We start from the raw sequence: 25,127 nt of genomic DNA, 5'->3' as shown, positions 1-25,127 counted from the left end.
TTTGAAATGAATGTTTTGATCATTGGCAGCGGTGGCCGTGAACACGCCCTGGCCTGGAAAGTGGCTCAGGATCCGCGCGTACAGAAGGTGTTCGTGGCCCCGGGGAACGCCGGTACCGCCATTGAAGCCAAGTGCGAAAACGTCGCTATCGACGTACTGGCCCTGGAGCAACTGGCCGATTTCGCCGAGAAGAACGTTTCCCTGACCATCGTCGGCCCTGAAGTTCCACTGGTCGCCGGCGTCGTCGACCTGTTCCGCTCCCGAGGCCTGGACTGCTTCGGCCCGACCGCTGGCGCTGCCCAGCTGGAAGGCTCGAAAGCGTTCACCAAGGACTTCCTCGCCCGCCACAAGATCCCGACCGCCGACTATCAGAACTTCACCGAGATCGAGCCAGCCCTGGCTTATCTGCGTGAAAAAGGCGCACCGATCGTGATCAAGGCCGATGGCCTGGCCGCAGGTAAAGGTGTGATTGTCGCCATGACCCTCGCCGAAGCCGAAGACGCCGTGCGCGACATGCTGGCAGGCAATGCCTTCGGCGATGCCGGTTCGCGCGTGGTGATCGAAGAGTTCCTGGACGGCGAAGAAGCGAGCTTCATCGTCATGGTCGACGGCAAGAATGTCCTGCCGATGGCCACCAGCCAGGACCACAAGCGCGTCGGCGACGGCGACACCGGTCCGAACACCGGCGGCATGGGCGCCTACTCCCCTGCTCCGGTCGTGACCAGCGAAGTGCACAAACGTGTCATGGACCAGGTGATCTGGCCGACAGTTCGCGGCATGGCCGAGGAAGGGAACGTCTACACTGGCTTCCTGTACGCCGGCCTGATGATCGACAAGGCGGGCAATCCAAAGGTCATCGAGTTCAACTGCCGTTTCGGCGACCCTGAAACCCAACCGGTCATGCTGCGTCTGCAGTCGAGCCTGGTGCTGCTGGTTGAAGCGGCCCTGGCACAGGCACTGGACAAGGTCGAGGCACAATGGGATCCACGCTCGAGCGTCGGCATCGTTCTGGCTGCCGGCGGCTATCCTGGTGACTACGCCAAGGGCGCGGCGATCAAGGGTCTGGATGCAGCAGCAGCGCTGGAAGGCAAAGTGTTCCACGCCGGTACTGCACTGAAAGACGGTCAAGTGGTGACGGCCGGTGGTCGCGTACTTTGCGCCACCGCCATGGGTGACAGCGTTGATGCCGCTCAACAGCAGGCATACAAGTTGGCAGCCAGCATTGATTGGGAAGGCTGTTTCTATCGCAAGGACATTGGCTACCGTGCCATTGCCCGCGAGCGTGGCGAAAATCAGGAATAAGCTGTTCATTCGGTCGGGCAAGGGCTTCGCACCCTTGCCTGACTATTCCGGCGCCGCGCATAGTTATATTCTGGCATCAACCTACGAAGGGATTTCGCCGTGCGCTGGCTCAGGATTGCCATAGGTTTTACCGTCACCCTGCTGACCCTGCTCTGCATGCTTCCGGCCCAGGCCGGCCAAGGCAGTGCGCTGGCGATATTGTTCGACGACCAGGGCGACCTGCAACTGAGCGATGTCCGTTCAGCCCGTTACACCAATCAATTCAGTCCAACGGACCTTGAACGCATCACGGCCGCCGAGCCTGGCGGTGCGCTCTGGTTGCGTTTTCGTCTTGCCCCGGGCAGGCATGAACAACTGCTGAAAGTGTTCGCGCCCGACCTGCAGCAACTCAACATGTATGTGCTGGACGGCGACAAGCTGATCGAGCAATCCAATACCGGCAACAGACAGCCCCAGGCCGATCGGCCACTGCCCAGCAACGATTTCATGCTGCCACTGCCGCAAGTCAACAAGCCCCTCGACGTTTACGTGCGACTGGTTTCCGAGCACCAGCTGCGACCCTACGTGTCCCTGGAACCGGCTGTGATGGCCGCCGCCAGCCAGGGCCAGTCGCTGGTCTATGGCCTGTTGCTTGGCTGCCTCGGCATGCTGATGCTGTACAACCTCATCCGTTACGCCTACAGCCGCTCGCGCAGCAGTTTGTGGCTGGCGGCCTGTGTAGCGCTGCTGATGCTCAGCACGGTTCTGCTACTGAACCTCGCGGGCGGCCTGCTGCCCGACTGGCAAGCCCTGCAGACGCCTGGCGCTTATCTCGCCCTGTTGCTCACCGCACCCTGCGGCCTGATGTTCGCCTATCGCTTCTATTCCCCCTTGGGCCCGCATCCGCTGAACAGACTGCTGCTGGGCGAAATTCTGTTGATCATGACCTGTGGTCTGTTGCTGCTTTTCGTCAACACATTGCCACTGAACCTCATCACCTACGGCCTCGTCGCCCTCGCGGGCCTGACCATGCTGTTTGTCAGCCTCCATCATTTGCAGAAAGGCTATCGTCCGGCCCGGCTGTTCGTTGCGGCCATGGTGGTATTCAATCTCGGCACCCTGATCATTCTGCCCGCCCTGCTCGGACTGACCCTGACCGAGCCCCACGGCTTGATCAGCATCCTGCTGGCGTTCATCTGCATCAGCGGCCTGCTGATGAGCATCGCCCTGAGTGAGCGCCAGCGCCGAATCACCGAAGATCGCTTCAGCGTCAGCCGCGATCTGGCAGCCAGCAATGCCGAGATCAACGCCAAGGCCGAATTCCTGGCCAAGATCAGCCACGAAATACGTACCCCGATGAATGGCGTACTGGGCATGACCGAATTGCTGCTGGGCACACCGTTGTCGGTCAAGCAACGCGACTATGTCCAGACCATCCACAGCGCCGGCAACGAACTGCTCACCCTGATCAACGAAATCCTCGACATTTCAAAGCTCGAATCCGGGCAGATCGAACTCGACGATGTGCAGTTCGACCTCAACGCGCTGATCGAGGACTGCCTGAGCATCTTCCGCGCCAAGGCCGAACAGCAGAACGTCGAGCTGATCAGCTTCATTCAGCCGCAGGTGCCGCGAGTCATCAGTGGTGACCCGACGCGCTTGCGCCAGACCCTCTTGAGCCTGCTTGAAAACGCGCTGAAGAAAACCGATGAGGGCGAGGTCCTGATCGTCGTGGCGCTTGACGAGCTCGGCGCCAAACCGCGCCTGCGCATCGCCGTGCAGGACAGCGGCGAACCCATGGACGCCGATGAGCGCGAGGCCTTGATGCAGGCCGAGCTGCACAGCAAGCAATTTCTCTCGGCCAACCGCCTGAGCGGCAACCTGGGGCTGGTGATCGCCCGTCAACTGATTCGCCTGATGCACGGCGAATTCGGCATCAAGAGCGGGAGCAATCAGGGCAGCACGCTATGGCTGACCTTGCCACTGGATCCCGATCGCCTCGAACACCCGACGTCCGACCTCGATGGCCCGTTGCAGGGCGCACGGGTGCTGGTGGTGGATGACAACGATACCTGTCGCAAAGTGCTGGTCCAGCAATGCAGTGCCTGGGGCCTGAATGTCAGCGCCGTGGCTTCCGGCAAGGAGGCGCTTGCCCTGCTGCGCACCAAGGCGCACTTGCGCGACTACTTCGATGTGGTCCTGCTGGACCAGAACATGCCCGGCATGACCGGCATGCAACTGGCGGCCAAGATCAAGGAAGACCCAAGCCTGAACCACGACATCCTGCTGATCATGCTCACCGGCATCAGCAATGCACCGAGCAAGATCATCGCGCGCAACTCGGGGATCAAACGCATCCTCGCCAAACCGGTGGCTGGCTACACCCTCAAAACCACCTTGGCCGATGAGCTGAACCAGCGTAATAAAGGGCATGCGGTCACTCAGATACCTGCGGTCGGGGCGACACTGCCGGTCAAGGTGCCAAGCGATTTCCGTATTCTGGTGGCCGAAGACAACAGCATCTCGACCAAGGTGATCCGCGGCATGCTGGGCAAGCTCAATCTGCAACCCGATACCGCCAGCAATGGCGAGGAAGCCTTGCAGGCCATGAAGGCGCAACGTTATGACCTGGTGCTGATGGACTGCGAAATGCCGATCCTCGATGGCTTCTCGGCGACCCAGCAATTGCGCGCCTGGGAAGTGGGCAACCAACGGACCCGCACTCCGGTGGTCGCATTGACCGCACACATCCTTGCCGAGCACAAGGAGCGCGCGCGCCAGGCCGGCATGGACGGGCACATGGCCAAACCGGTCGAACTGTCACAGTTGCGAGAGTTGATCGAGCATTGGGTTGCCCAACGCGATCTGCAGAGCCGCACCGCGTCGCCTACGTCCTGAGCCGACAGACCCCGCAGCGCCTGATAGACTCCCTCTCGACTTCCCTCGCCAGTGAGCCTGCACCATGCTTCACGTGTTGTTCAGTGTTTACCTGAAGATGCTGGTGCTCTACAGCCCGTTCTTCGTGTTGTCCTGCTTCATCAGCCTGACTCGCGGTTACTCGCGCAAGGAACAACATCGGCTGGCCTGGAAAGTGGCGATCGCCACGCTGGTCTCCAGTGTCCTGCTGTATTTGTTTGGCCGGGTGATTTTCAGTGTCTTTGGCATCACCGTGGACGCCTTCCGCATTGGCGCCGGCAGCGTACTGTTCATCTCGGCATTGGGCATGGCTCAGGGCAAGTCGGCGGTGCAGACCGACAATGTGCAGCAGGACGTGACCATCGTTCCACTCACCATCCCGCTGACGGTCGGCCCCGGTACCATCGGTGCCTTGCTGGTGATGGGCATCAGTCAGCCGCATTGGGACGATAAATTCATTGCCATTGTCAGCATTGCCCTGGCCAGTTTTACGGTTGGCGTGGTGTTGTATCTGTCCAACCGTATCGAGCGCATTCTCGGCGATCAGGGCTTGCAGATTGTCAGCCGGCTGATGGGGTTGTTCGTATGCGCCCTTGCAGCGCAGATTATTTTTACCGGGGTCAAAGGTTACCTCGTCCCCTGACAAAACGAACTGTAGGAGCGAGCATGCTCGCTCCTGCAGAATGATGTTATTTACGCCGACTGAAGCGTTTGACCAAAACTTCCTTGCGATGCACACCCAGGTACTCTTCGATATCCGTCTTTATTTCCGCATACCGGGCGGGGTTGAAGGTGATAAACGATTTACCGTGAAAAACATCAAGCGAGGACGTTTTCCAGTCAACGAACAACAGCCCGCCCTCATGGCTTCCACCCTGATGATCGATGGCTGCTACCGCAATCAGGATAATGCCATTGGGCATTTGCTCGATGGGAATCGTTGATAGTCGAACGCCTTCCGCACTTTTCGATTCAACATTCAATAAGTTGATCGCCTCAGGCTCTTTTTTCAGTGCGTCCAACGTGGAGTTTGTGACCGCACTGAGTACAGCTGCACCCGGGACGGCAGCTTTTGCCGCCTCGACAGCCGCCTGAATAATATCAACCATGACATTATCCATTTTTACCTTGAGCGCGGTGGCGCTGTACTTGGAATAACCTTTATCCGCTACAAAACAGCCAAGATCCTCCATACACTTGGTAAACGCGTGATACCAGGCCTTTGGATCTGAATTCCCGGGCACTTCGTAGCTGGCTTCCATCCGTGACATGGTGATCAGGTTTTCAATGATCGCCATATTCCCAAGGCTGATCTTGTCACCGTAACCAATCAGACTATTGCCCAGCACCAAGGCATCCAGCTCCCTGGTCGGACTCGTTACTGCGGCCGACATCAACGGTCTGACGCGACTCCCGACGGGCAACTGAGCTTTGCGTTTCTGCAGGCGAGCCCTTACCAATTCAACACTTCGCGCGACACTGACCGTACTTTCAAAAGCGTCCATATATAAATCCCTTTATTGATTAACTGGCGTTCCATCCCGGAACGCGACAAACCTACTCCAACCCACCAGCAGCAACAACTTCAACCAAATACAGCATATGTAGTCACAACAAAACCAACTTGCAGGTGTAGCCATATCACCTGACAACACAGGTGACATGGCTCAACTCTAAAAGATAAGTAGTGATTGATTACGGGATAGGCGTGAGTTTGTCGCCATAACTGCGCGGCGTGTAAACCCAGGGACGACCATCGGCACGAGGAATCACCCGCGTCGTCGAAGACCCGATGAGGACCATGGTCCGCATGTCCACCTGATCGACACTCAACTCACCGAGGGTGGTGACCTGCAGGGTCTGCCCCGGCCGGCCGATGTCCCGCCCCAGCACCACCGGTGTTTGGGGTTCGCGGTGTCGGGAAACGATTTCCAGCGCCTGCCCCAACTGCCATGGACGCGAACGCGAGATCGGGTTGTAGAACGCCAGGGCCAGATCAGCCCGGGCCGCCAGATCAAGGCGCGTCTCAATGATCGACCAGGGTTTGAGGTTGTCCGACAGCGACATCACACAGAAGTCATGCCCCAACGGCGCACCGGCCTGGGCGGCCGTCGCCAGTGACGCAGAGACGCCCGGCAGCATTTCCAGGTCAACGCTGTGCCACGCGGGATCGCTGGACTCGTGCAACGCTTCAAGCACAGCGGCGGCCATGGCGAAAACGCCCGGGTCTCCCGACGAAACCACCACCACCGAGCGCCCTTGAGCCGCCAGTTCAAAGGCATGTCTTGCCCGCTGCATTTCTTCACGGTTGTCAGTGCAATGCAGCACTTGATCATCCCGGAACGGTCCGGCCATGCGCACATAGGTTTCATAACCCAGCACGTCATTGGCTCGAGCCAGTTCGGCCTTCACGGCCGGCACCATCAGTTCGGCAGCACCTGGGCCAAGACCGACCACCGCCAGACGTCCGCGAGGACGGCCAATCTGTGATAAGTCCAACGGTTGTTCGGCGACCGCAATCGCGATTTTCTCATCACCGAGCATGGAAACCGGCTGAGCAACCGCATCGCGGGCCCGCTCGACATTTGCCTGACCAGCACTGGTGAAGCGCAACGGCACGCCCAGTTCAAGCGCCGCTTCACGCAGTTCGACGCTGGTCATCTCCGTATCTGCCGCCAGCAAACACGCTACCGATTGCACCGCGATTTGCGCCTGATGCAATGCCTGGCGAATCGCCTTCGACACGTCCACGATCCCGGCGCTGACCGCCACCAGCACACTGCGCGGATAAATCAGCAATTCGTTCGCCGCCGGAGCTCTTTCCTCAGGGCCGACATGCACTGCCAGTCGCGCCTGGGCATCCTCGGGCAATTGCGCCTGCGCCAGCCAAGGCGCCGGGCCTTCGATGCGCACCGATTCACCGGCCAGCAAATCCGACACGAAACGCTTACCCAGTTCCAGATCCGCAAGGGCATAACCGCTGGGAGGATTGAGCAGGCAAGTGCCGAAACGCAGCTCGCCGCTGGTGGTAATGGCGGCGGCCACGTTCAAACCGGCGGCGATCTCTCGCGCCATCACGTTCACGCCCCCCAGACCACCCAGCAGTGGCACCACCGCACTGCCGTCTTCTGCCACGGCCAGCACCGGAGGCTCCGCGCCTTTTTCCAGTAGCAACGGCGCCAGGGTACGAATCACGATGCCCGCAGCGCACAGGGCGATGATCGGCGTGTCCTGTTGATAAAGTTCGCGCAGGGTCGCGCCGAACTCTTGATACACACGATCGACGCCGTCGACCCGGCCGTCCAGGCCATGGATCAGGGCGCCGGGGTACAACTGCGCGATAGTGCGCGCAGTGGCGAGGCTGCCATTGCCGAGAATGACTATCGCCGGAACTGAACGGGTCATCAGCCTTGCCACCTCTCACCGGGAACGATGATCAAGGAGAAATACGGCGACGACATCGGCTCCACTTCATCCAGCGGGACGATTTTCTGATTGGCCATGGTCGCTCGCTCGACGTACAGCGCACGCTCGGCCAAGCCCAGCTCTTCCAGCACCTGGCGAACCTTGGGGAAGTTGCGCCCCAGCTTCATGATCACCGCGGCATTGGCATCGGCCAGGCGGCGCTTGAGTTCGTCATGGGGCAGTACGCCGGACAACACCGACAGGCTCTGATTGCGATACACCAGCGGCGCACCGAGAACCGAAGCACCACCGAGCATCGAGCACACGCCGGGCACCACTTCGGCCTGATAGCGCTCAGCGAGCCGATCGTGCAGGTACATGTAGGAACCGTAAAAGAACGGATCACCCTCGCAGATCACCGCCACATCGCGGCCCGCATCCAGGTGCACGGCCAGTTGTTCGCTGGCGGTATCGTAGAAGTCGCTGATCACCTGCTCATAGGACAGCGGTGCGGGCAACGCCTCGGTGGTCACCGGGTAAACCAGTGGCAGCAGTGACTGCGCGTCCTGCAGGTGCGCCTCGATGATGCCGAACGCATTGCCTTTTTTACCCTTGGCGACGAAGTACGCCACCACCGGCGACTCACGCAGCAGGCGCAAGGCCTTGACGGTAATCAGCTCCGGATCACCGGGGCCGACGCCCAGGCCAATCAAACGTCCAGGTTGCTGCATCATTCGATCTCCGTGGCGAGGGCATTGACCGCAGCAGCCGCCATGGCGCTTCCGCCCAGGCGACCCTGCATGATGACAAAAGGCACGCCACGGCTATCCGCCGCCAGCGCTGCCTTGGACTCGGCAGCGCCGACGAAACCCACCGGGAAACCGAGGATCAACGCCGGTTTCGGGGCGCCGGCATCGAGCATTTCCAGCAAATAAAACAGCGCGGTCGGGGCATTGCCGATCACCACTACGCTGCCTTCCAGATGCGGACGCCACAGTTCCAGCGCAGCGGCGGAGCGGGTATTGCCCAACTCGCGGGCCAGCTCCGGCACGCTCTCATCACGCAGGGTGCAGATGACCGGGTTGTTGGCCGGAAGCCGTGCGCGGGTAATGCCTTCGGAGACCATCCGCGCGTCGCACAGAATTGGCGCACCGGCCGCCAGCGCATCGCGCCCGGCCTTGCCTGCGCCATCGGAAAACTGCAAACCGTCGATGGCCTCGACCATGCCGCAGGCGTGAATAACCCGCACCGCGAGTTTTTCCAGATCAGCCGGAATTCGCGCGAGGTTGGCCTCGGCACGAATGATCGCGAAGGAGTTGCGATAGATCTCCTGACCATCGCGGATGTAATCAAGCATCAAGGGGGCTCCGTGAGCGAGCGTCGAGCAAGGCCGCGACCGCTTCAATAGTAAGGTTGCGCGCGTGCAGCGTGCCGAAGCCGGCCTGCGATGCATCGCGAAAATATAGATCGTAGTGGCCAGGCGCGACGGCCAGCAGCGTGGCCGGTGCGGTGTGCGCGGCGGCGCAGGAACGCGGGCAACCGCTCAGGTGCACGCTCAATGCGTGACCTTGGCGTTGCAGCAGCGCGGCCAGTTGCACGGCATCGCCTTTGGTCTCGGCCAGGCTCTTGCCGCAGCCGTTTGAGCCGGTGCAGGCGATCATCCGGGTCAGTGCCTGATCGGCGTGGCACAACAGGCCCAATTGCTCCAGACCTCGGATGACTTGCGCGCAGTGTTCGACGGGGATGTTGGGCAATAGCAGGCTTTGCCAAGGCGTGAATCGCAGGTTGCCGTCGCCGTAGATGGCTGCCAGTTGTGCAGCGCCCTGCAGTTTTGCGGGATCGAGTCGTCCCAGCGGCGGCACCGCTCCCACGTAGGCTACACCGGCCTTTTTCTGCGGATGAGCGCCGATGTGCAGCACGCTTGAATCCGAGGCGCGCCGCCAATCGGTGACAGCCTGAACGGGTACGCGCTCGGCCAGTCTGGCCAGCAGGTTTTCGAGGGCGTACTCGGCCAGCAAATGACGCATCCGCGTTTGCTCGGGACGCGCCAGCTTCAGGAACAACTCAAGCACCGCCACCACCAACCCATGGCCATCCTCGAGTGCCACCGAGCCGGCGGGGGTGTCTGTCGGGCAGCCGGCCAGGCCGAACGCCAGTCGCAGCTCGCCCTCTCGCACAAAGGCCGAAAGCCACAGGTCATGGGGATGCTCGAGCATGTTCAGCGCCTCGCCGCCGTCGAGCTGCACGGCGAACTTGGCACTGAGGTCGTGAAAGCGGTCGTCGCCCTGCAAGGTGGCGAGTATCCGTTCAGCCAGTGGCCGGGTGTCGATCAGCATCTGCCGATCAAGGCCGGCTGCTGGGCTGAGCATCAGGTTGCGCACATCATCGCTGGCGGCATTGCGCGGCCCAAGACCGGCCGCGAGCAGACTGTCGATCAAGGCCGACTGCTCGCTGCCAATCCCGCGAATCTGCAGGTTGGCGCGGTTGGTCGCCTCGATCACGCCACCGGCATAACGTTCGGCGGCCTGCGCCACCGCGACCGCCTGCCGTGCGCTGATCGCACCACCGGTGAGCTTGATCCGGCAAATCCCCCCGTCCAGCGCCCGGACAATACGCAACAACCCGGGACAGGCCGTAGGACGCAAAGGGTTGAATGTCTTGGGAGCGCTCACAGGATGACCGGCACGAAATGAAGGGCAGCATTATGCCTGCTTTGCCCGGCGGGATGAAAAGCCCGAGGCACTTGGCGACGAATAGTGCGCGAAGCTGAGTCGCAACACGCACTGACTACCGGAATCAATTCGCCAAGTTGCTTTCGTTCAAAGCCGGTTCCGCAACCTGTAGTTTTTCACTGGCAAGACTTCACTCCACAAATCCCGGAGCAACTCATGGACAGTAAAAACTCAAATGGAATATTGACCGGCCACAACCTCGTCTCATGTATCGATGAACTTTCCCCCCAGGACTACCTCGACCTTAGTCATTGCACGCAGATCGCCACGAGGTCCGCGGACATGGCTGGCAGCCGCTTCGTCAACTCGACGGCGTGGCTGAACGAGTATGTGTCGACCCTGAATTTTTTCGGCTGGTCGGTCTTTCAGGATGCCATCCAGACCCGCACCCGCTACGACGTGTCGGAAAGTGTCGCGGACTATCTGATCAGAAGCGCCCACGGCATGCAGGACACCCGCCAGGGAAATGCCATGATCGACACCCTCGACGCCTTGAAACCCGACCAGCCGGCATTGTACTCACTGGATGAGGAAAGCCTGATGGGCGAGCGCTTTCAGGTCTTGCCTGCGCGGTACGATTCAAAGGGCTTTCTGGAAATAGCGGTGTTCAATCTTGAATTGGTGGCGCACAGCAAAAAGAGCGGTTTTCTATTCTGGAACTGGGAAAAGCAGGCCGCCAGAATCATTCAGAGCCGGGCCTTTCTCAAGTTGGACAAACGCGTACTCGAAGCCAAACGAGCGCTACTTGAAAACAAGTGCAGTGAACTCTTGATGAAACGGTTCGATTTGAGAAAAAACCGATTCATCAAGTCTTGAGTCCGCGTTAACTACAATTTCGACGAACGCAAACCACGCCGCGCTATGATGCGCGACCGCCAGACCGACCGCGTCGGGCGCGGCAATGAATTGGCTTTGATCGAGAAAAGAGGAACGGCATGACCCCCTGGCTGACAGTGGTAGGCATTGGCGAAGATGGCTTCAAGGGGCTCGGCAAAAATGCACGACACGCTCTGCTCAAAGCCTCGCGGATCATTGGCGCGCAACGGCAACTGGATTTGTTGCCGGCCTGTATCCGCGGCGAACGGCAACTGTGGCCAAGCCCTTTTTCCCTTGAACCGGTGCTGACGCGGCGTGGTGAGTCCATCTGTGTCCTGGCCAGCGGCGACCCGATGTTTTTCGGGGTTGGCGCCAGCCTTGCCCGGCAAGTTGCCAGCGATGAAATGCTGATCCTTCCGGCCCCTTCTTCCTGCTCGCTGGCCGCCGCCAGAATGGGCTGGCCCTTGCAGGATGTGGTCACCCTGTCAGTGGTGGCGCGTCCGGTCGCCGCGCTCAACGCTCAGTTAGCCAGTGGCCAGCGCTTGCTGGTGCTGAGCAATGACGGCCGCAGCCCCGCCGCCATCGCGGCCCTGTTGCGGGAGCGGGGTTACGGCCCCAGCCGCCTCACCGTGCTCGAACACTTGGGCGGCGAAGCTGAGCGCCGGGTCGATGGCACCGCCGGCGACTGGAACAATGACGCCATGGCCGACTTGAACCTGATCGCCATTGACTGCATCGCCGAACCGAACGCGCCACGCCTGTCTCGCCTTGCCGGGCTGCCGGACAGCGCGTTCAAGCATGACGGCCAACTGACCAAGCGCGATGTCCGGGCAATCACCCTCGCTCGCCTGGCACCGATGCCCGGTGAACTGTTGTGGGATGTTGGCGCCGGCAGCGGCTCGATCGGCATCGAATGGATGCGCACCCACCCCAGCTGCCGGGCGCTGGCGATCGAGGCCGATGACGGGCGCCAGCGGTTGATCGAGCACAACCGTGATGCCCTCGGCGTCCCCGGCCTGCAATTGATTCGCGGCCGCGCCCCGCAAGCCCTTGAAGGTCTGGAACGTCCGGACGCCATCTTCATCGGCGGCGGCGTCACCCGTGAAGGCGTGCTGGAGACCTGCTGGGCCGCCCTTAAACCCGGCGGCCGGCTGATCGCCAACGCGGTGACGCTGCAAAGTGAAATGACCCTGATGGCGTGGCGCGAACAACACGGTGGAGAGCTGACGCGTATTCATATCGCCCAGGCGCAACCGCTGGGCGACTTCGATACCTGGCGCCAGGCATTGCCGATCACCGTGCTGGACCTGACCAAACCGCACGCCCCCTGACCTCACCCTCCCCTGCCTGAGTTTTTCAATGAAACGCATTCTGTTGCTGGGCGGTGTGACCGAAGCCCTGGCCATCGCCCGAACCTTCGGCCCTGAACACATCTACAGCCTGGCCGGCATCGGTCGGATACCAACGGACCTGACCTGTCAGGTCCGTGTCGGCGGTTACGGCGGCGCCGAGGGCCTGGCGCAGTTCATCCGCGACGAACGCATTGACCTGCTGCTCGACGCCACCCATCCCTACGCCGCGAGAATCAGCCACAACGCCGCGCATGCCGCACACCTGAGCGCGATCCCCTGCTGGGCGCTACGACGCCCGGCGTGGCAACCACAGGCCGGGGACGACTGGCGCGAGGTGCGCGACTGGCCCGAACTGATCGAAGCCCTCAAACTCTTTCGCCGACCATTGTTCACCCTCGGCCGCGAGCCCTTGCAACACTTGGATGAAATCCCCGCGGACCAATTCTGGACCCTGCGCGCGCTGGACGAGTATCCCGGCAACGGGCGCTGCGAGGTGATTGGCGCACGAGGACCGTTCCTGATTGCAGATGAACGCGCGTTGTTCGAGCGTCGGCAGATCGACGTACTGATCAGCAAGAACAGCGGCAGTGCAGCGACCGAACCGAAGCTGGAAGTGGCGCGCGAACGCGGGGTGCCGGTGCTGGTGTTGAAGCGGCCACAGTTGCCGGAGGTTGAGCGGGAGTTTCTGACGCTTGGAGAAACACTTGCTGCGTTGGCCGAGTTCATTCGTTAGGGCAGGATCATTGGCTTGCATGAACAGTAACCTATTTGTTACCTTCAGAGCCGCCTGTGATCACACTCGAAGAATACCTGCAGGACAATGAAACAAGCCCCTTCGGACGCTGGTTTTCCAGCTTGAATGCGCAGGCCGCGCTCAGGGTAGCCAATGCGCTGATTCGACTCGAGCTCGGCAATACATCGAACATCAAGTGGTTCGATGGTCTCGGCGAGTACCGAGTAAATTGGGGGCCCGGGTACAGAATCTATCTTGTTCAAGAGGGCAAGCGGCTGATCATCCTCTTTGGCGGGGGTGACAAGTCCACTCAAAAGGCAGACATCAAACAGGCCAAAGCCTTGATTGCCGAATATAGAGCCCGAAAAAAAGCTGACCGCCCCCGGAGATAACGTCATGGCACTCACCCGAAGCTACAAACACACTATCGCCGAACGTGCCCAACGTGACCCCGAATTCGCCCAGGCGTTGTTGGATGAGGCTGCTACTCTGTTTTTAAACGGCGAACCAGAAATGGCCAGGATTATTTTGCGTGATCTCGTGAACGCCACTGTCGGCTTCGAGGGGTTGGCAAAGGAAACGGCAAAGCCCAGTAAAAGCCTCCATCGAATGTTGTCTGCCAATGGCAACCCGAGCATGGACAACCTGGCTGCGATATTCGCCGTAATCCGCGCTACGCTTGGTGTAGATATGCAAGTACATGTGGTACGTGCGCACTGATGACGCAAGAACCAACTAGTGTTACTGCGACACCTCACCGCACGGCGTTTTTTTACTTATCGGCATTGGTCAGGCTAAATAGCCGCGCCTGATCGCCCACTCAACCGGAACTGCACCATGTCCCGTCAACGGCTCGCAATTGCCTGGATAGCCTGCTTCGCAGTGCTGTTCAATCTGCTCGCCATGACGATGGGTGGAGCAATGGCGCAGTCGACGAAATCCTCTGCCGAGCAGTTGTTGTGGGGCAGTTTCTGCACCTCCAGCGGCAGCAAGATGGTGGCGATCTCCCTGGGGGACATCCAGCAGAAAGCACCGCAAGGCGATGATCATTCCAACATGCAGCATTGCTGGTGCTGTTCCGGTTCCGCGCCAGTGGTAGCTTTGCCCGGGCATGTTCCGCAGCTGTATTACGCGCAGTTCGAGTCCAATCGAAGCGTCCCCCCCACCTCTCTCAATACGCCGACACCGCGCCAGCAATGGCCAAGCCTGAACCCCCGCGCATCCCCTCTGGTGTGATTCCAACTCGCAATTGACCTGCGTCTTGAATCATTCCGGAGAACCATCATGCTGAACAAACTCATCGTTGTGGCCGCCCTGTTGCTGCCTGCCTGCTTTGCCAATGCCCACGAATACAAGGTCGGTGAGCTGGAAATCGCTCATCCATGGTCACAGGAGCTGCCGCCCAACGCACCGAACGTGGCCGCCTATTTCGTGATCCACAACGAAGGCCAGGCAGCCGATCGCCTGCTCGGCGTCGACTCGCCGATTGCCGGCGTTGCGCAACTGCACGAACACGTGATGCAAAACGATGTGATGAAAATGCAACATGTACAGAACGTGGATATTCCCGCGGGCGGTGAAATCACCTTCGCCCCAATGGCCTATCACGTCATGTTGTTGAACCTGAAGGACCGAAGCCTGCTCAGCGACGGCAAGCGCTTCCCGATGACCCTGCACTTCGAGAAGGCCGGTGACGTGACCGTCGAAGTGGCGGTCCAGAAGCAGGCGCCCGAAGACGGCGAAAAGCACGCCCACGCTCAGTAACAGACCGAGCGAAAAAAGCGCATGCGCCCGCCAGGCACCCGGTCATCCAGCCCTCGTCGTCAGTCATCGAGCCTGACACGCGGCAGCTGGATCAGCCTGTTCGCCATGTTGATGATCTTCATCGGCCCACTGGTTTCCCAGTCGATGCCGATGGATTCGCATGCGTCCATGACCATGAGCATGTCAATCGACATGCCGGTCGTAGAGCACACCGAGCACGTCGCGCAACCTGACGCCGAGCATTGCCCACCCCACGCCGGCCATCATGCCCTCTGGGAAAAATGCGGCTATTGCAGCCTGCTGTTCAATTGCCCGGCCCTGACCGGCGGCGTCTCCTTCATCGGTTTCGACACGCCACCCACCGCAACCTTCACCACGCCGTCCCCACGCCTGGGTCATGCCCGGCAAACCTTCTTCCCCGGCGCCCGAACCCGCGCCCCGCCGATCATCACGTAATCCCGCGCACCCATAACTAAAAGATCCGAGCCCTCGCGGAGCACACGTGATGAAACAGCCCAAAGTGAATTTCTACAATCTCGCCTGGCGCTGGCATTTCTATGCCGGCCTGTTCGTGGCGCCCTTCATGGTGATGCTGGCCCTGACCGGCACCATTTACCTGTTCAAACCACAACTCGACTCATTGATGTACAGCAGCCTGCTGAACGTACCGGCCGGCCACCACAGCATTCCTGCCGATGACTTGCTCAAGCGCGTGAAAGACGCCTATCCACAAGGAACCATCAAACAGTACCTGCCACCGGTCAACGCCGAGCGCAGCGCCCAGTTTGTCGTGCTCGACAGCGGCAAGGAGCTGAACGTATTTCTCGACCCGTACCACGGCGACATCCTCGGCGAGCAAGACGCCAAGAAGAACCTGCAGGCCATTGCGCGGGCGATTCACGGCGAGCTGATGATCGGCACCGTCGGCGACCGCCTGGTGGAACTGGCCGCCGGCTGGGGTGTGGTGCTGGTGGTCTCCGGGGTATTCCTGTGGTGGCCGCGCGGCCAGGCCGCCGGCATCCTGTGGCCTCGTCTGAGCAGTCGCGGCCGGGTGCTGTGGCGTGATCTGCATGCCGTCACCGGCTTCTGGGGTGCCTCGCTGTTGCTGGTGATGCTGCTCAGCGGCATGACCTGGACCGGCTTCTGGGGCCAGCAATACGCGGCGGTGTGGAACGTTTTCCCGGCGGCGATGTGGGACAACGTGCCCAAATCCGATGTCGAGGCACGCAGCCTCAATGAGGCTCATCGCCAGACCGTGCCGTGGGCCATGGAAAACACGCCGATGCCGATGTCCGGCGACCATGCCGAACACATGAACCACGGCGGTGCCCAAGCTGGCCCCGCAGCGCCGACCATCAGCCTGCAAGACGTGCAAAACATTGCCGTCCAGAACAAGGTCGAGCCGGGCTACAGCATCACCTTGCCGAAAACCGCGACAGACGTCTTCACCATCGCCGTGTTCGCCGACGACCCGCGCAACGACGCCACCCTGCATGTCGATCAGTACAGCGGCAAGGTCCTGGCCGATGTGCGCTTCGAGCAATACGGCACCGTCGCCCGCGCCACGGAAATCGGCGTGATGCTGCATGAAGGCAAGATGTTCGGCGTGGTCAATCAGATCATCGTGCTGCTGATCTGCCTGATGATCCTGCTCAGCGCCGTCAGTGGCGTGGTGATCTGGTGGAAACGTCGCCCGCAAGGAAAACTGGGCGTGCCGCCCCTGCGTCATGACCTGCCGAAATGGAAAACCGCGATGGTGATCATGTTCGCCCTGGCGGTAGCGTTCCCTTTGGTGGGGGCTTCGCTGGTGGTGGTCTGGGTGCTCGACAAGCTCTTGCTGTCGCGCTTTACCCGGCAAGCTGAGAGTGCCTCAACTTCATCATGAAACAGGCGAGATGCGCGGGAGTGAAGGGACTGTAAACTTCCCCGCGCGTCACCTGCCTATACCGCCATCGCGGGCAAGCCTTGCTCCTACAGGTTTTGTGTCGATTACATAAAATGTGTTTGACGCTGAACCTGTAGGAGCAAGGCTTGCCCGCGATGGCGTCTTCAGCTCTACCCAAAATCCCAGAGTTAATGGATGACCTCGCTCAACCTCACCTACCTCACCTGGTCCCCCCTGGGCCACGGCCACTGTCATCACCAGTTCCAGCTGCGCGATACCTCGCTGCACGTGGCCGCCGGTGAGTTCGTCGGCTTGATCGGCCCCAACGGCAGCGGCAAGACCAGCCTGCTGCGTTGCGCCTGGCGTTTCAACAAGCCGCAAAGCGGTGAGGTCAAGCTCGACCACCACAACGTCTGGCAACAATCCTCACGCTGGTGCGCCCAGCGGATCGCCGTGGTGTTGCAGGAATTCCCCGATGCCTTCGGCCTGACCGTCGACGAGGTGGTCGCCATGGGCCGCACGCCGCACAAGGGTCTGTTCGACGGCGACACGCTCGAGGATAGAAGTCTTGTCACCCAGGCATTGCAGTCGGTCGGGCTCGAAAGCTTCGAAGACCACGCCTTCTCCACCCTTTCCGGCGGTGAAAAACAGCGGGTGATTCTCGCCCGCGCCCTGGCCCAGCAGCCGCAATTGCTGATCCTCGACGAGCCGACCAACCACCTCGACCCGCGCTATCAGCTGGAGCTGTTGCAGCTGGTCAAGCGCCTGAAGATCGGGACCTTGGCGAGCATCCATGACCTCAATCTGGCGGCCGCCTTCTGTGATCGACTGTACGTGATCAACCACGGCCGCATCGTCGCCAGCGGCACACCGAAAGAGGTCCTGACCAGCGCGTTGCTGCGCAGCGTATTCGGCGTCGAAGCATTGATCGATGAGCACCCCTTGCACGGCTACCCACGAATCACCTGGATAACCCAACGATGATTTTGCGTCCCCTGCTGTACCTTTCCCTGTTGCTGGGCAGCGCCCAGGCGTTTGCCGAGGCGACGCACTACCCATTGACGATTCAAAGCTGCAACCGCGAAGTGACTTTCCAGCAAGCCCCGAAACACGCCGTCAGCCACGACATCAACATGACCCAGATGATGCTCGCCCTGGGTCTCAAACCGCAGATGGCCGGCTACAGCGGCGTGTCCGGATGGAAGTCGGTGACGCCCGAAATGCACAGCATCCTCGATGGCCTGCCGGAGCTGGCGGCCAAGTATCCGTCGGTGGAAACCCTGCTCGACGCCAACGTCGACTTCTTCTTCGCCGGCTGGGATTACGGCATGCGAGTGGGCGGCGACCTCACGCCGCAGACCCTGCAACCGCTGGGCATCAATGTCTATGAGCTGACCGAATCCTGCGCCTTCGTGATGAAGCGTCCGCCGGCCACGCTGGAGGACACCTACAACGATCTGCGCAACCTCGGCAAAATCTTCGACGTGCAAGATCGCGCCAACGCCTTGATCAGCCAGATGCAGGCGCAAGTCGCCGACGTCCGCCAACACCTGCCCGCCGAAAAACCCCGGGTGTTCCTGTATGACAGTGGTGAAGACCGGGCCATGACTTCCGGGCGCCTGGGCATGCCGCAAGCGCTGATCGATGCCGCTGGCGGGCGCAACGTGCTCGACGATGTCGAGGCGAGCTGGACCCGGGTCAACTGGGAGAGCGTGGTCGAGCGCAATCCGCAGGTGATCGTGATCGTCGACTACGGCGAGGTCACTGCCGAGCAGAAGATTCAATTTCTGCGCAACAACAAGGCACTGCAATCGGTAGACGCGATCAAGCATCAACGCTTCATCGTGATCCCGTACGTGCAGGCCACGCCGGGCATCGACAACGTGCTGGCCGTGCAAACCCTGGCCAAAGGCTTCCACGGCGGATGATCGATCGTCGCTACGCCCTGTTGCTATTCGCCCTCGGAGCACTCTTGCTGGTGTCGTGCGTGGTGTCGTTGGGTTTCGGCCCGGCGCGGATGCCCGTGGACTTGGTGTGGCGGATTCTGCTGCACAAGCTGTTCGGTTTCGGCGTGCCCGACTGGAGCGCCGGGCAGGAGCACATTGTCTGGCTGATCCGCGTGCCGCGCATGTTGCTGGGCGCACTGGTGGGCGCGGGACTGGCGCTGATCGGCGCGGTGTTGCAGGCCGTCACACGCAACCCGTTGGCCGATCCACACTTGCTCGGCGTGACCTCCGGCGCCACCCTCGGCGCGGTCATCGTAGTGTTACATGTTGGCGAAATCGTCGGCCTGCTGACCCTGCCCGTCGCGGCTTTCATCGGTGCGTTGCTGAGCATGCTGGTGGTGCTTTTGATCGCCAGTCGCCACGGCCGCCTGGACAGTGATCGCCTGCTGTTGTGCGGTGTGGCGGTGTCGTTCGTGATGATGGCGATTGCCAATCTGCTGCTGTTTCTCGGCGATCATCGCGCCAGTTCCGCAGTGATGTTCTGGATGCTCGGTGGGCTCGGGTTGGCGCGCTGGGAACTGTTGGCAGTCCCGGCCACCAGCGTGCTGCTCGGGCTGGCGTTGCTGCTGGGCATGGCGCGTTCGTTGAATGCCTTGATGGCGGGCGAGCAGACAGCCGTGACCCTGGGATTGAACGCCCGGACGGTGCGTCTGTGGGTGTTTGTGATCGCCTCGCTGATGACCGGTGTATTGGTGTCCATCAGCGGTTCGATCGGTTTTGTCGGGCTGATGGTGCCGCACATTGCACGGCGATTGGTAAGTGCCGAGCATCGTCGGCTGCTACCCGCATGCGTGTTGCTTGGCAGCCTGTTTCTCGTTTGGGTCGACGTTGCCGCGCGAACGATGATCGCCCCGGAAGACCTGCCCATCGGCGTCGCCACCGCTGCCATCGGCGGCCTGTTCTTCATCGGCCTGATGCGCCGCCGCTGATCCGAACAAATCACAACCTGTAGGAGCGAGCCTGCTCGCGATGAGGGTGTGTCAGACACCATTGGTGGCGACTGACACACCTTCATCGCGAGCAGGCTCGCTCCTACAGTGGACCAGTGTTGCTCTCAAAATTACACGCCCCAACGTGGCGCAGCACAGCGCACCACTGCACCGACCTCGTCCCTTCATGGTGCGCGACCTACTCGCGCAACCGCTCTAAACCAACACTTTCACACCTCATGAAAACCGGGCACAGCCCTTGCTAAAGACCCTTCAGTCGTCCGCATCTGCCAACCAGAAAAATTAAACGTTCATGGAGATCGCACAATGAAGCGTCGCAGTTTGATCAAGGCTTTCACTCTCTCGGCCAGCATTGCCGCAATGGGCATGACCTGGACGGTCCAGGCCGCCGAAACCATCAAGGTCGGGATTCTGCATTCGTTGTCCGGGACCATGGCGATTTCCGAAACGTCGTTGAAAGACATGGCGTTGATGACCATCGACGAGATCAACGCCAAGGGTGGCGTCAACGGCAAGATGCTGGAGCCGGTGGTGGTGGACCCGGCGTCGAACTGGCCGCTGTTCGCTGAAAAGGGCCGGCAGTTGCTGACCCAGGACAAGGTTGCGGTGGTATTCGGCTGCTGGACGTCCGTGTCGCGCAAATCGGTGTTGCCGGTGTTCGAAGAACTCAACGGCCTGCTGTTTTACCCGGTGCAGTACGAAGGCGAAGAGATGTCGCCGAACGTGTTCTACACCGGCGCCGCACCGAACCAGCAGGCGATCCCCGCCGTCGAATACCTGATGAGCGAAGAAGGCGGCAGCGCCAAGCGCTACTTCCTGCTCGGCACCGACTACGTCTACCCGCGCACCACCAACAAGATCCTGCGTTCGTTCCTGCATTCCAAAGGTGTGGCCGACAAGGACATCGAAGAGGTCTACACCCCGTTCGGTCACAGCGACTATCAAACCATCGTCGCCAACATCAAGAAATTCTCCGCTGGCGGCAAGACCGCTGTGATCTCCACGGTCAACGGCGACTCCAATGTGCCGTTCTACAAGGAGCTGGCCAACCAGGGCCTGAAGGCCACCGACGTGCCGGTGGTGGCTTTCTCGGTGGGTGAAGAAGAACTGCGCGGCATCGACACCAAGCCGCTGGTGGGCAACCTCGCGGCGTGGAACTACTTCGAGTCGGTGGAGAACCCGGTGAACAAGAAGTTCGTCGATGACTGGAAGGCCTACGCGAAGAAACACAACCTGCCAGGCGCCGACAAGGCGGTGACCAATGATCCGATGGAAGCCACTTACGTGGGCATCCACATGTGGGCGCAGGCGGCTGAAAAGGCCAAGTCCACCGACGTCGACAAAGTCCGCGAAGCCCTCGGCGGCCAGACCTTCGCCGCACCGTCGGGCTACACCCTGACCATGGACAAGACCAACCACCACCTGCACAAGCCAGTGATGATCGGCGAGATCCAGGGTGACGGGCAGTTCAACGTCGTCTGGCAAACCGAAGGCCCGATCCGCGCCCAGCCGTGGAGCCCGTTCATCCCGGGTAACGACAAGAAGCCGGAGTATGCGGTGAAGAGCAACTGAGCCATTGGATGCCCGCCTCCACCCGAGGTGGGCACAAATCCCTGTAGGAGCGAGCCTGCTCGCGATGACGGCGGCACATTCAACATCACTGTGACTGAACCTCCGCTATCGCGAGCAGGCTCGCTCCTACATTTAGTCCGTGCAAGGCGCCACTCTATGCCCACTGCCCTTTACCGACTTGTTCTCGCCATCGCGCTGCTATTTCCGATGGCCGCTTTCGCCGGCGACGCCGAGGACTTCCTCGCCGCCAACCCCACTCAGCAGGCCAAGCTTCTGGAGTCCTGGGCCGCACAGCCCGACCCCGCACGCATCGAACTGATCAACGCCCTGCAACTAGGCGAACTGACCGTCGATGGCCAGCCGAAAACCCTGCGCCTGAACAACCGCCTTCGCGGTCTGATCGACACCGCACTGGCCAGCCACCAATTGCTCGCCGCCGACGCCAAACTCCGTCTCGCTGCCGCGCAGCAATTGCAGAAAAGCGCCAAGCCGGCACAACTGAAATTCCTCGACCAGCAATTGGCCGGCGAAAAGGATGAAGCCGTCCACGCCGCCCTGAGCCTGGCCCTGGCCAACCTGCAACTGGTGGACACTGATCCCGCCGTACGCCTCGCCGCCGTGCGACTGCTCGGCGAAACCGGCGATCCACTGGCCCGCACCCGCCTCGAAGGCCTGCTGGAACCTGGCGTCGAATCCGATGCCGGCGTACGCACCGCCGCCGAAACCAGCCTTGCCCAGGTCAAACGCAAACTGCTGGTGGGCGAACTGCTCGGGCAGGCTTTCAGTGGCATGTCCCTCGGTTCGATCCTGCTGCTGGCGGCACTGGGTCTTGCGATCACCTTCGGCCTGCTCGGCGTGATCAACATGGCCCACGGCGAGATGCTGATGATCGGTGCCTACTCGACCTACGTGGTGCAGTTGATGTTCCAGCGCTTCGCGCCGCAGGCCATTGAGTTTTATCCACTGATCGCGCTGCCGGTGGCGTTCTTCGTCACCGCCGCCATCGGCATGGCGCTGGAACGCACGGTGATCCGTCACCTCTACGGGCGTCCGCTGGAAACCCTGCTCGCCACCTGGGGCATCAGCCTGATGCTGATCCAACTGGTGCGCCTGGTGTTCGGCGCGCAGAACGTCGAAGTGGCCAACCCGGCGTGGCTGTCGGGCGGGATTCAGGTGCTGCCCAATCTGGTGCTGCCGTACAACCGCATCGTCATCATCGCCTTCGCCCTGTTTGTCGTGGTGCTGACCTGGTTGCTGTTGAACAAGACGCGGCTGGGCCTGAACGTGCGCGCGGTCACCCAGAACCGCAACATGGCGGCCTGCTGCGGCGTACCCACAGGGCGCGTCGACATGCTCGCCTTCGGCTTGGGCTCGGGCATCGCCGGGCTCGGTGGCGTGGCGCTGAGCCAGATCGGCAACGTCGGCCCGGACCTTGGCCAGAGCTACATCATCGACTCGTTCCTGGTGGTGGTGCTCGGCGGTGTCGGGCAACTGGCCGGTAGTGTGTTCGCCGCCTTCGGCTTAGGGATTGCCAACAAGATCCTCGAACCGCAGATCGGTGCCGTGCTCGGCAAGATCCTCATCCTCGCGCTGATCATTCTGTTCATTCAGAAACGTCCGCAAGGCCTCTTCGCGCTCAAAGGACGGGTGATCGACTAATGAATCAGCCCCTGATGGTCACGGCCAGCCAAAAAGCCGGCCCCAAAGTCACGATCGCCGTCGGCGTGGTAGTCCTCGCCCTGCTGCTGGCGCTGCCGCTGCTGTCGCTGTTGCCGGCGGACAGCACGCTGCATGTCTCGGCCTACACGCTGACACTGGTGGGCAAAATCCTCTGCTACGCCATCGTCGCCCTGGCGCTGGATCTGGTCTGGGGCTACGCCGGCCTCTTGTCCCTCGGCCACGGCCTGTTCTTCGCCCTGGGCGGTTACGCGATGGGCATGTACCTGATGCGCCAGGCGTCGGGCGATGGCTTGCCGGCGTTCATGACCTTCCTGTCGTGGACCGAACTGCCTTGGTACTGGAGCGGCACCGACAGTTTCCTCTGGGCCCTGTGCCTTGTAGTGCTGGCGCCGGGGTTGCTGGCGCTGGTATTCGGCTTCTTCGCCTTTCGCTCGCGGATCAAGGGCGTGTATTTCTCGATCATGACCCAGGCCCTGACCTTCGCCGGGATGCTGCTGTTCTTCCGCAATGAGACCGGGTTTGGCGGCAACAACGGCTTTACCAATTTCCGCACGATTCTTGGTTTCGGCATCGCCGAACCGGGCACCCGCGCGACGCTGTTCCTGGCCACGGTGCTGTTGCTGGTGGCAAGTCTGTTCATCGGTTGGCGCCTTGCGCAAAGCAAGTTCGGCCGGGTGCTGACAGCCCTGCGCGACGCGGAAAACCGCCTGATGTTCTGCGGTTACGATCCGCGTGGGTTCAAGCTATTTGTCTGGGTGTTGAGTGCGGTGTTGTGCGGCTTGGCCGGTGCGTTGTACGTGCCGCAAGTCGGCATCATCAACCCGAGCGAAATGTCGCCGACCAACTCCATCGAAGCCGCCGTCTGGGTTGCCCTCGGCGGTCGCGGCACCCTGATCGGGCCGCTGCTTGGCGCCGGTGTGGTCAACGGCATGAAGAGCTGGTTCACCGTGGCGTTCCCCGAATACTGGCTGTTCTTCCTCGGCGCGTTGTTCATCGTCGTGACCCTGTATCTACCCAAAGGCGTGATCGGTCTGTTGAAGAAAAGAGGTGAGCAATGAGAACCCTGGCCACCGGCGAATTCATGCTCGAACCGGTCTTTTATCCTCCGCAGCCGAACAAGGATGCCGGCAGCAGCCGCGATGCCATCGGCCTCGGTCAACGGGTGGGGCCCGGCCTGGACACACGCCACGGCACCATCCTGACCCTGGAAGACATCAGCGTCAGCTTCGATGGTTTCAAGGCGCTGAACGATCTGAACCTGTACATCGGCGTCGGCGAACTGCGCTGCATCATCGGTCCCAACGGCGCGGGCAAGACCACCCTGATGGACGTGATCACCGGCAAGACCCGGCCCAGCCACGGCAAGGCCTGGTTCGGCGAAACCCTGGACCTGACGCAAATGAGCGAGGTGCAAATCGATCAGGCCGGGATCGGCCGCAAGTTCCAGAAGCCGACGGTGTTCGAAGCCCTGAGCGTGTTCGAGAACCTGGAACTGGCGCAGAAAACCGACAAATCGGTGTGGGCCAGCCTGCGGGCTCGCCTGAGCGGCGAACAGAAAGATCGCATCAGCGACGTGCTGGAGACCATTCGCCTGACCACCTCGGTCAATCGTCCGGCCGGCCTGCTGTCCCACGGTCAGAAGCAGTTTCTGGAAATCGGCATGCTGCTGATGCAAGACCCGCAACTGCTGCTGCTCGACGAACCCGTGGCCGGCATGACCGATGCGGAGACCGAATTCACCGCCGAACTGTTCAAGTCCCTGGCGGGCAAGCATTCGCTGATGGTAGTGGAACACGACATGGGCTTCGTCGGCTCCATCGCAGACCACGTGACGGTGTTGCACCAGGGCAGCGTGTTGGCGGAAGGGTCACTGGAGCAGGTGCAGGACAATGAGCGGGTGATCGAGGTTTACCTCGGACGCTGAGGAATCGCTCTTGTAGGAGCAAGGCTTGCCCGCGATGGGGCCGCCGCGGTTCAACGCAAAGACCGTGTCATCGTTCATCGCGGGCAAGCCTTGCTCCTACAGGGCCTTGGG

The 25,127-nt window shown here is 61.1% G+C and carries 24 protein-coding genes; 19 read left to right on the top strand and 5 right to left on the bottom strand.

Going from position 1 to position 25,127, the window contains the following annotated elements; all coding sequences use genetic code 11:
• The first annotated feature begins 6 nt into the window (after window positions 1-6).
• The 3 genes from purD (at window position 7) to DKY63_RS22700 (ending at window position 4,840) form a co-directional block, all read left to right on the top strand.
• Window positions 7-1,302 (top strand): phosphoribosylamine--glycine ligase, encoded by a 1,296-nt coding sequence (gene purD, locus DKY63_RS22710; protein ID WP_110966147.1) that lies wholly within the window; start codon window positions 7-9, stop codon window positions 1,300-1,302.
• A 99-nt stretch (window positions 1,303-1,401) separates the two neighbouring features.
• Entirely contained in the window at window positions 1,402-4,179 is a 2,778-nt protein-coding gene (locus DKY63_RS22705; protein ID WP_110966146.1) for a hybrid sensor histidine kinase/response regulator, read from the top strand.
• A 64-nt stretch (window positions 4,180-4,243) separates the two neighbouring features.
• A complete protein-coding gene (locus DKY63_RS22700) occupies window positions 4,244-4,840 on the top strand; it encodes a MarC family protein (protein WP_110966145.1) in 597 nt (198 codons plus the stop codon).
• A 46-nt stretch (window positions 4,841-4,886) separates the two neighbouring features.
• On the opposite strand, the gene DKY63_RS22695 is transcribed toward DKY63_RS22700, so the two are convergent.
• The 5 genes from DKY63_RS22695 to cobG form a co-directional block, all read right to left on the bottom strand.
• Window positions 4,887-5,702 carry a hypothetical protein gene (locus DKY63_RS22695; RefSeq protein WP_204354255.1) on the bottom strand — a complete coding sequence of 272 codons (816 nt, stop codon included), beginning with the start codon at window positions 5,700-5,702 and terminating at the stop codon, window positions 4,887-4,889.
• 190 nt (window positions 5,703-5,892) lie between these two features.
• The gene (gene cobJ / locus DKY63_RS22690) at window positions 5,893-7,602 is read right to left on the bottom strand and encodes a precorrin-3B C(17)-methyltransferase (protein ID WP_110966144.1); all 1,710 of its coding nucleotides are present in this window, start codon (window positions 7,600-7,602) and stop codon (window positions 5,893-5,895) included.
• Window positions 7,602-8,333: a precorrin-2 C(20)-methyltransferase gene (locus DKY63_RS22685; RefSeq protein ID WP_110967963.1), complete on the bottom strand. Its 732-nt coding sequence runs from the start codon at window positions 8,331-8,333 to the stop codon at window positions 7,602-7,604. Before DKY63_RS22685 ends, cobJ begins: the two co-directional genes overlap by 1 nt.
• A complete protein-coding gene (locus DKY63_RS22680; RefSeq protein WP_110966143.1) occupies window positions 8,333-8,959 on the bottom strand; it encodes a precorrin-8X methylmutase in 627 nt (208 codons plus the stop codon). Before DKY63_RS22680 ends, DKY63_RS22685 begins: the two co-directional genes overlap by 1 nt.
• Window positions 8,952-10,274 (bottom strand): precorrin-3B synthase, encoded by a 1,323-nt coding sequence (gene cobG, locus DKY63_RS22675; RefSeq protein WP_110966142.1) that lies wholly within the window; start codon window positions 10,272-10,274, stop codon window positions 8,952-8,954. The genes DKY63_RS22680 and cobG overlap by 8 nt, the downstream gene beginning before the upstream one ends.
• Window positions 10,275-10,490: 216 nt before the next feature.
• Here cobG and DKY63_RS22670 point away from each other — a divergent pair, with 216 nt between their 5' ends.
• From DKY63_RS22670 to urtD, 16 genes are all read left to right on the top strand, one after another.
• On the top strand, window positions 10,491-11,150 hold the full coding sequence (locus DKY63_RS22670; protein ID WP_110966141.1) for a hypothetical protein: 660 nt from the start codon (window positions 10,491-10,493) through the stop codon (window positions 11,148-11,150).
• 119 nt (window positions 11,151-11,269) lie between these two features.
• Window positions 11,270-12,481, top strand: a complete 1,212-nt coding sequence (gene cbiE / locus DKY63_RS22665; protein WP_110966140.1) for a precorrin-6y C5,15-methyltransferase (decarboxylating) subunit CbiE — start codon at window positions 11,270-11,272, stop codon at window positions 12,479-12,481.
• A 28-nt stretch (window positions 12,482-12,509) separates the two neighbouring features.
• Window positions 12,510-13,235 carry a cobalt-precorrin-6A reductase gene (locus DKY63_RS22660; protein ID WP_110966139.1) on the top strand — a complete coding sequence of 242 codons (726 nt, stop codon included), beginning with the start codon at window positions 12,510-12,512 and terminating at the stop codon, window positions 13,233-13,235.
• Between the two features lie 56 nt (window positions 13,236-13,291).
• On the top strand, window positions 13,292-13,627 hold the full coding sequence (locus DKY63_RS22655; RefSeq protein ID WP_110966138.1) for a type II toxin-antitoxin system RelE/ParE family toxin: 336 nt from the start codon (window positions 13,292-13,294) through the stop codon (window positions 13,625-13,627).
• Between the two features lie 4 nt (window positions 13,628-13,631).
• A complete protein-coding gene (locus tag DKY63_RS22650) occupies window positions 13,632-13,955 on the top strand; it encodes a DNA-binding protein (RefSeq protein ID WP_110966137.1) in 324 nt (107 codons plus the stop codon).
• A 117-nt stretch (window positions 13,956-14,072) separates the two neighbouring features.
• Window positions 14,073-14,471, top strand: coding sequence for a DUF2946 domain-containing protein (locus DKY63_RS22645; protein ID WP_110966136.1), 399 nt, complete (start codon window positions 14,073-14,075; stop codon window positions 14,469-14,471).
• 48 nt (window positions 14,472-14,519) lie between these two features.
• Window positions 14,520-14,999, top strand: coding sequence for a copper chaperone PCu(A)C (locus tag DKY63_RS22640; RefSeq protein WP_110966135.1), 480 nt, complete (start codon window positions 14,520-14,522; stop codon window positions 14,997-14,999).
• Between the two features lie 21 nt (window positions 15,000-15,020).
• A complete protein-coding gene (locus tag DKY63_RS22635) occupies window positions 15,021-15,455 on the top strand; it encodes a DUF2946 domain-containing protein (RefSeq protein WP_110966134.1) in 435 nt (144 codons plus the stop codon).
• 49 nt (window positions 15,456-15,504) lie between these two features.
• Complete coding sequence (locus DKY63_RS22630) at window positions 15,505-16,884, top strand: PepSY-associated TM helix domain-containing protein (RefSeq protein WP_110966133.1); 1,380 nt, start codon at window positions 15,505-15,507, stop codon at window positions 16,882-16,884.
• Window positions 16,885-17,079: 195 nt separating this feature from the next.
• Window positions 17,080-17,868: an ABC transporter ATP-binding protein gene (locus tag DKY63_RS22625; RefSeq protein ID WP_110966132.1), complete on the top strand. Its 789-nt coding sequence runs from the start codon at window positions 17,080-17,082 to the stop codon at window positions 17,866-17,868.
• A complete protein-coding gene (locus tag DKY63_RS22620; protein WP_110966131.1) occupies window positions 17,865-18,812 on the top strand; it encodes an ABC transporter substrate-binding protein in 948 nt (315 codons plus the stop codon). The genes DKY63_RS22625 and DKY63_RS22620 overlap by 4 nt, the downstream gene beginning before the upstream one ends.
• On the top strand, window positions 18,809-19,819 hold the full coding sequence (locus DKY63_RS22615) for a FecCD family ABC transporter permease (protein ID WP_110966130.1): 1,011 nt from the start codon (window positions 18,809-18,811) through the stop codon (window positions 19,817-19,819). Before DKY63_RS22620 ends, DKY63_RS22615 begins: the two co-directional genes overlap by 4 nt.
• Before the next feature lie 327 nt (window positions 19,820-20,146).
• Window positions 20,147-21,412 (top strand): urea ABC transporter substrate-binding protein, encoded by a 1,266-nt coding sequence (gene urtA, locus DKY63_RS22610; RefSeq protein ID WP_110966129.1) that lies wholly within the window; start codon window positions 20,147-20,149, stop codon window positions 21,410-21,412.
• Window positions 21,413-21,568: 156 nt separating this feature from the next.
• Window positions 21,569-23,071, top strand: coding sequence for an urea ABC transporter permease subunit UrtB (gene urtB, locus DKY63_RS22605; protein WP_110966128.1), 1,503 nt, complete (start codon window positions 21,569-21,571; stop codon window positions 23,069-23,071).
• Complete coding sequence (urtC, locus tag DKY63_RS22600) at window positions 23,071-24,150, top strand: urea ABC transporter permease subunit UrtC (RefSeq protein ID WP_110966127.1); 1,080 nt, start codon at window positions 23,071-23,073, stop codon at window positions 24,148-24,150. Before urtB ends, urtC begins: the two co-directional genes overlap by 1 nt.
• Window positions 24,147-25,016, top strand: a complete 870-nt coding sequence (gene urtD, locus DKY63_RS22595) for an urea ABC transporter ATP-binding protein UrtD (RefSeq protein ID WP_110966126.1) — start codon at window positions 24,147-24,149, stop codon at window positions 25,014-25,016. The genes urtC and urtD overlap by 4 nt, the downstream gene beginning before the upstream one ends.
• The last annotated feature ends 111 nt before the right edge of the window (window positions 25,017-25,127 follow it).

It is taken from the genome of Pseudomonas putida (assembly GCF_003228315.1).
In the GTDB taxonomy this organism is placed as follows: domain Bacteria; phylum Pseudomonadota; class Gammaproteobacteria; order Pseudomonadales; family Pseudomonadaceae; genus Aquipseudomonas; species Aquipseudomonas putida_S.
This window is presented reverse-complemented; position numbering and strand designations above follow the sequence as displayed.

Excerpts from the sequence above, each read along its gene's own strand:
- purD (WP_110966147.1), top strand. The coding sequence starts at position 7 with ATGAATGTTTTGATCATTGGCAGCGGTGGCCGTGAACACGCCCTGGCC.
- DKY63_RS22700 (WP_110966145.1), top strand. The coding sequence starts at position 4,244 with ATGCTTCACGTGTTGTTCAGTGTTTACCTGAAGATGCTGGTGCTCTAC.
- DKY63_RS22695 (WP_204354255.1), bottom strand. The coding sequence starts at position 5,702 with ATGGACGCTTTTGAAAGTACGGTCAGTGTCGCGCGAAGTGTTGAATTG.
- cobJ (WP_110966144.1), bottom strand. The coding sequence starts at position 7,602 with ATGACCCGTTCAGTTCCGGCGATAGTCATTCTCGGCAATGGCAGCCTC.
- DKY63_RS22685 (WP_110967963.1), bottom strand. The coding sequence starts at position 8,333 with ATGCAGCAACCTGGACGTTTGATTGGCCTGGGCGTCGGCCCCGGTGAT.
- DKY63_RS22680 (WP_110966143.1), bottom strand. The coding sequence starts at position 8,959 with ATGCTTGATTACATCCGCGATGGTCAGGAGATCTATCGCAACTCCTTC.
- DKY63_RS22670 (WP_110966141.1), top strand. The coding sequence starts at position 10,491 with ATGGACAGTAAAAACTCAAATGGAATATTGACCGGCCACAACCTCGTC.
- cbiE (WP_110966140.1), top strand. The coding sequence starts at position 11,270 with ATGACCCCCTGGCTGACAGTGGTAGGCATTGGCGAAGATGGCTTCAAG.
- DKY63_RS22660 (WP_110966139.1), top strand. The coding sequence starts at position 12,510 with ATGAAACGCATTCTGTTGCTGGGCGGTGTGACCGAAGCCCTGGCCATC.
- DKY63_RS22650 (WP_110966137.1), top strand. The coding sequence starts at position 13,632 with ATGGCACTCACCCGAAGCTACAAACACACTATCGCCGAACGTGCCCAA.
- DKY63_RS22645 (WP_110966136.1), top strand. The coding sequence starts at position 14,073 with ATGTCCCGTCAACGGCTCGCAATTGCCTGGATAGCCTGCTTCGCAGTG.
- DKY63_RS22640 (WP_110966135.1), top strand. The coding sequence starts at position 14,520 with ATGCTGAACAAACTCATCGTTGTGGCCGCCCTGTTGCTGCCTGCCTGC.
- DKY63_RS22635 (WP_110966134.1), top strand. The coding sequence starts at position 15,021 with ATGCGCCCGCCAGGCACCCGGTCATCCAGCCCTCGTCGTCAGTCATCG.
- DKY63_RS22630 (WP_110966133.1), top strand. The coding sequence starts at position 15,505 with ATGAAACAGCCCAAAGTGAATTTCTACAATCTCGCCTGGCGCTGGCAT.
- DKY63_RS22625 (WP_110966132.1), top strand. The coding sequence starts at position 17,080 with ATGACCTCGCTCAACCTCACCTACCTCACCTGGTCCCCCCTGGGCCAC.
- DKY63_RS22620 (WP_110966131.1), top strand. The coding sequence starts at position 17,865 with ATGATTTTGCGTCCCCTGCTGTACCTTTCCCTGTTGCTGGGCAGCGCC.
- DKY63_RS22615 (WP_110966130.1), top strand. The coding sequence starts at position 18,809 with ATGATCGATCGTCGCTACGCCCTGTTGCTATTCGCCCTCGGAGCACTC.
- urtA (WP_110966129.1), top strand. The coding sequence starts at position 20,147 with ATGAAGCGTCGCAGTTTGATCAAGGCTTTCACTCTCTCGGCCAGCATT.
- urtB (WP_110966128.1), top strand. The coding sequence starts at position 21,569 with ATGCCCACTGCCCTTTACCGACTTGTTCTCGCCATCGCGCTGCTATTT.
- urtC (WP_110966127.1), top strand. The coding sequence starts at position 23,071 with ATGAATCAGCCCCTGATGGTCACGGCCAGCCAAAAAGCCGGCCCCAAA.
- urtD (WP_110966126.1), top strand. The coding sequence starts at position 24,147 with ATGAGAACCCTGGCCACCGGCGAATTCATGCTCGAACCGGTCTTTTAT.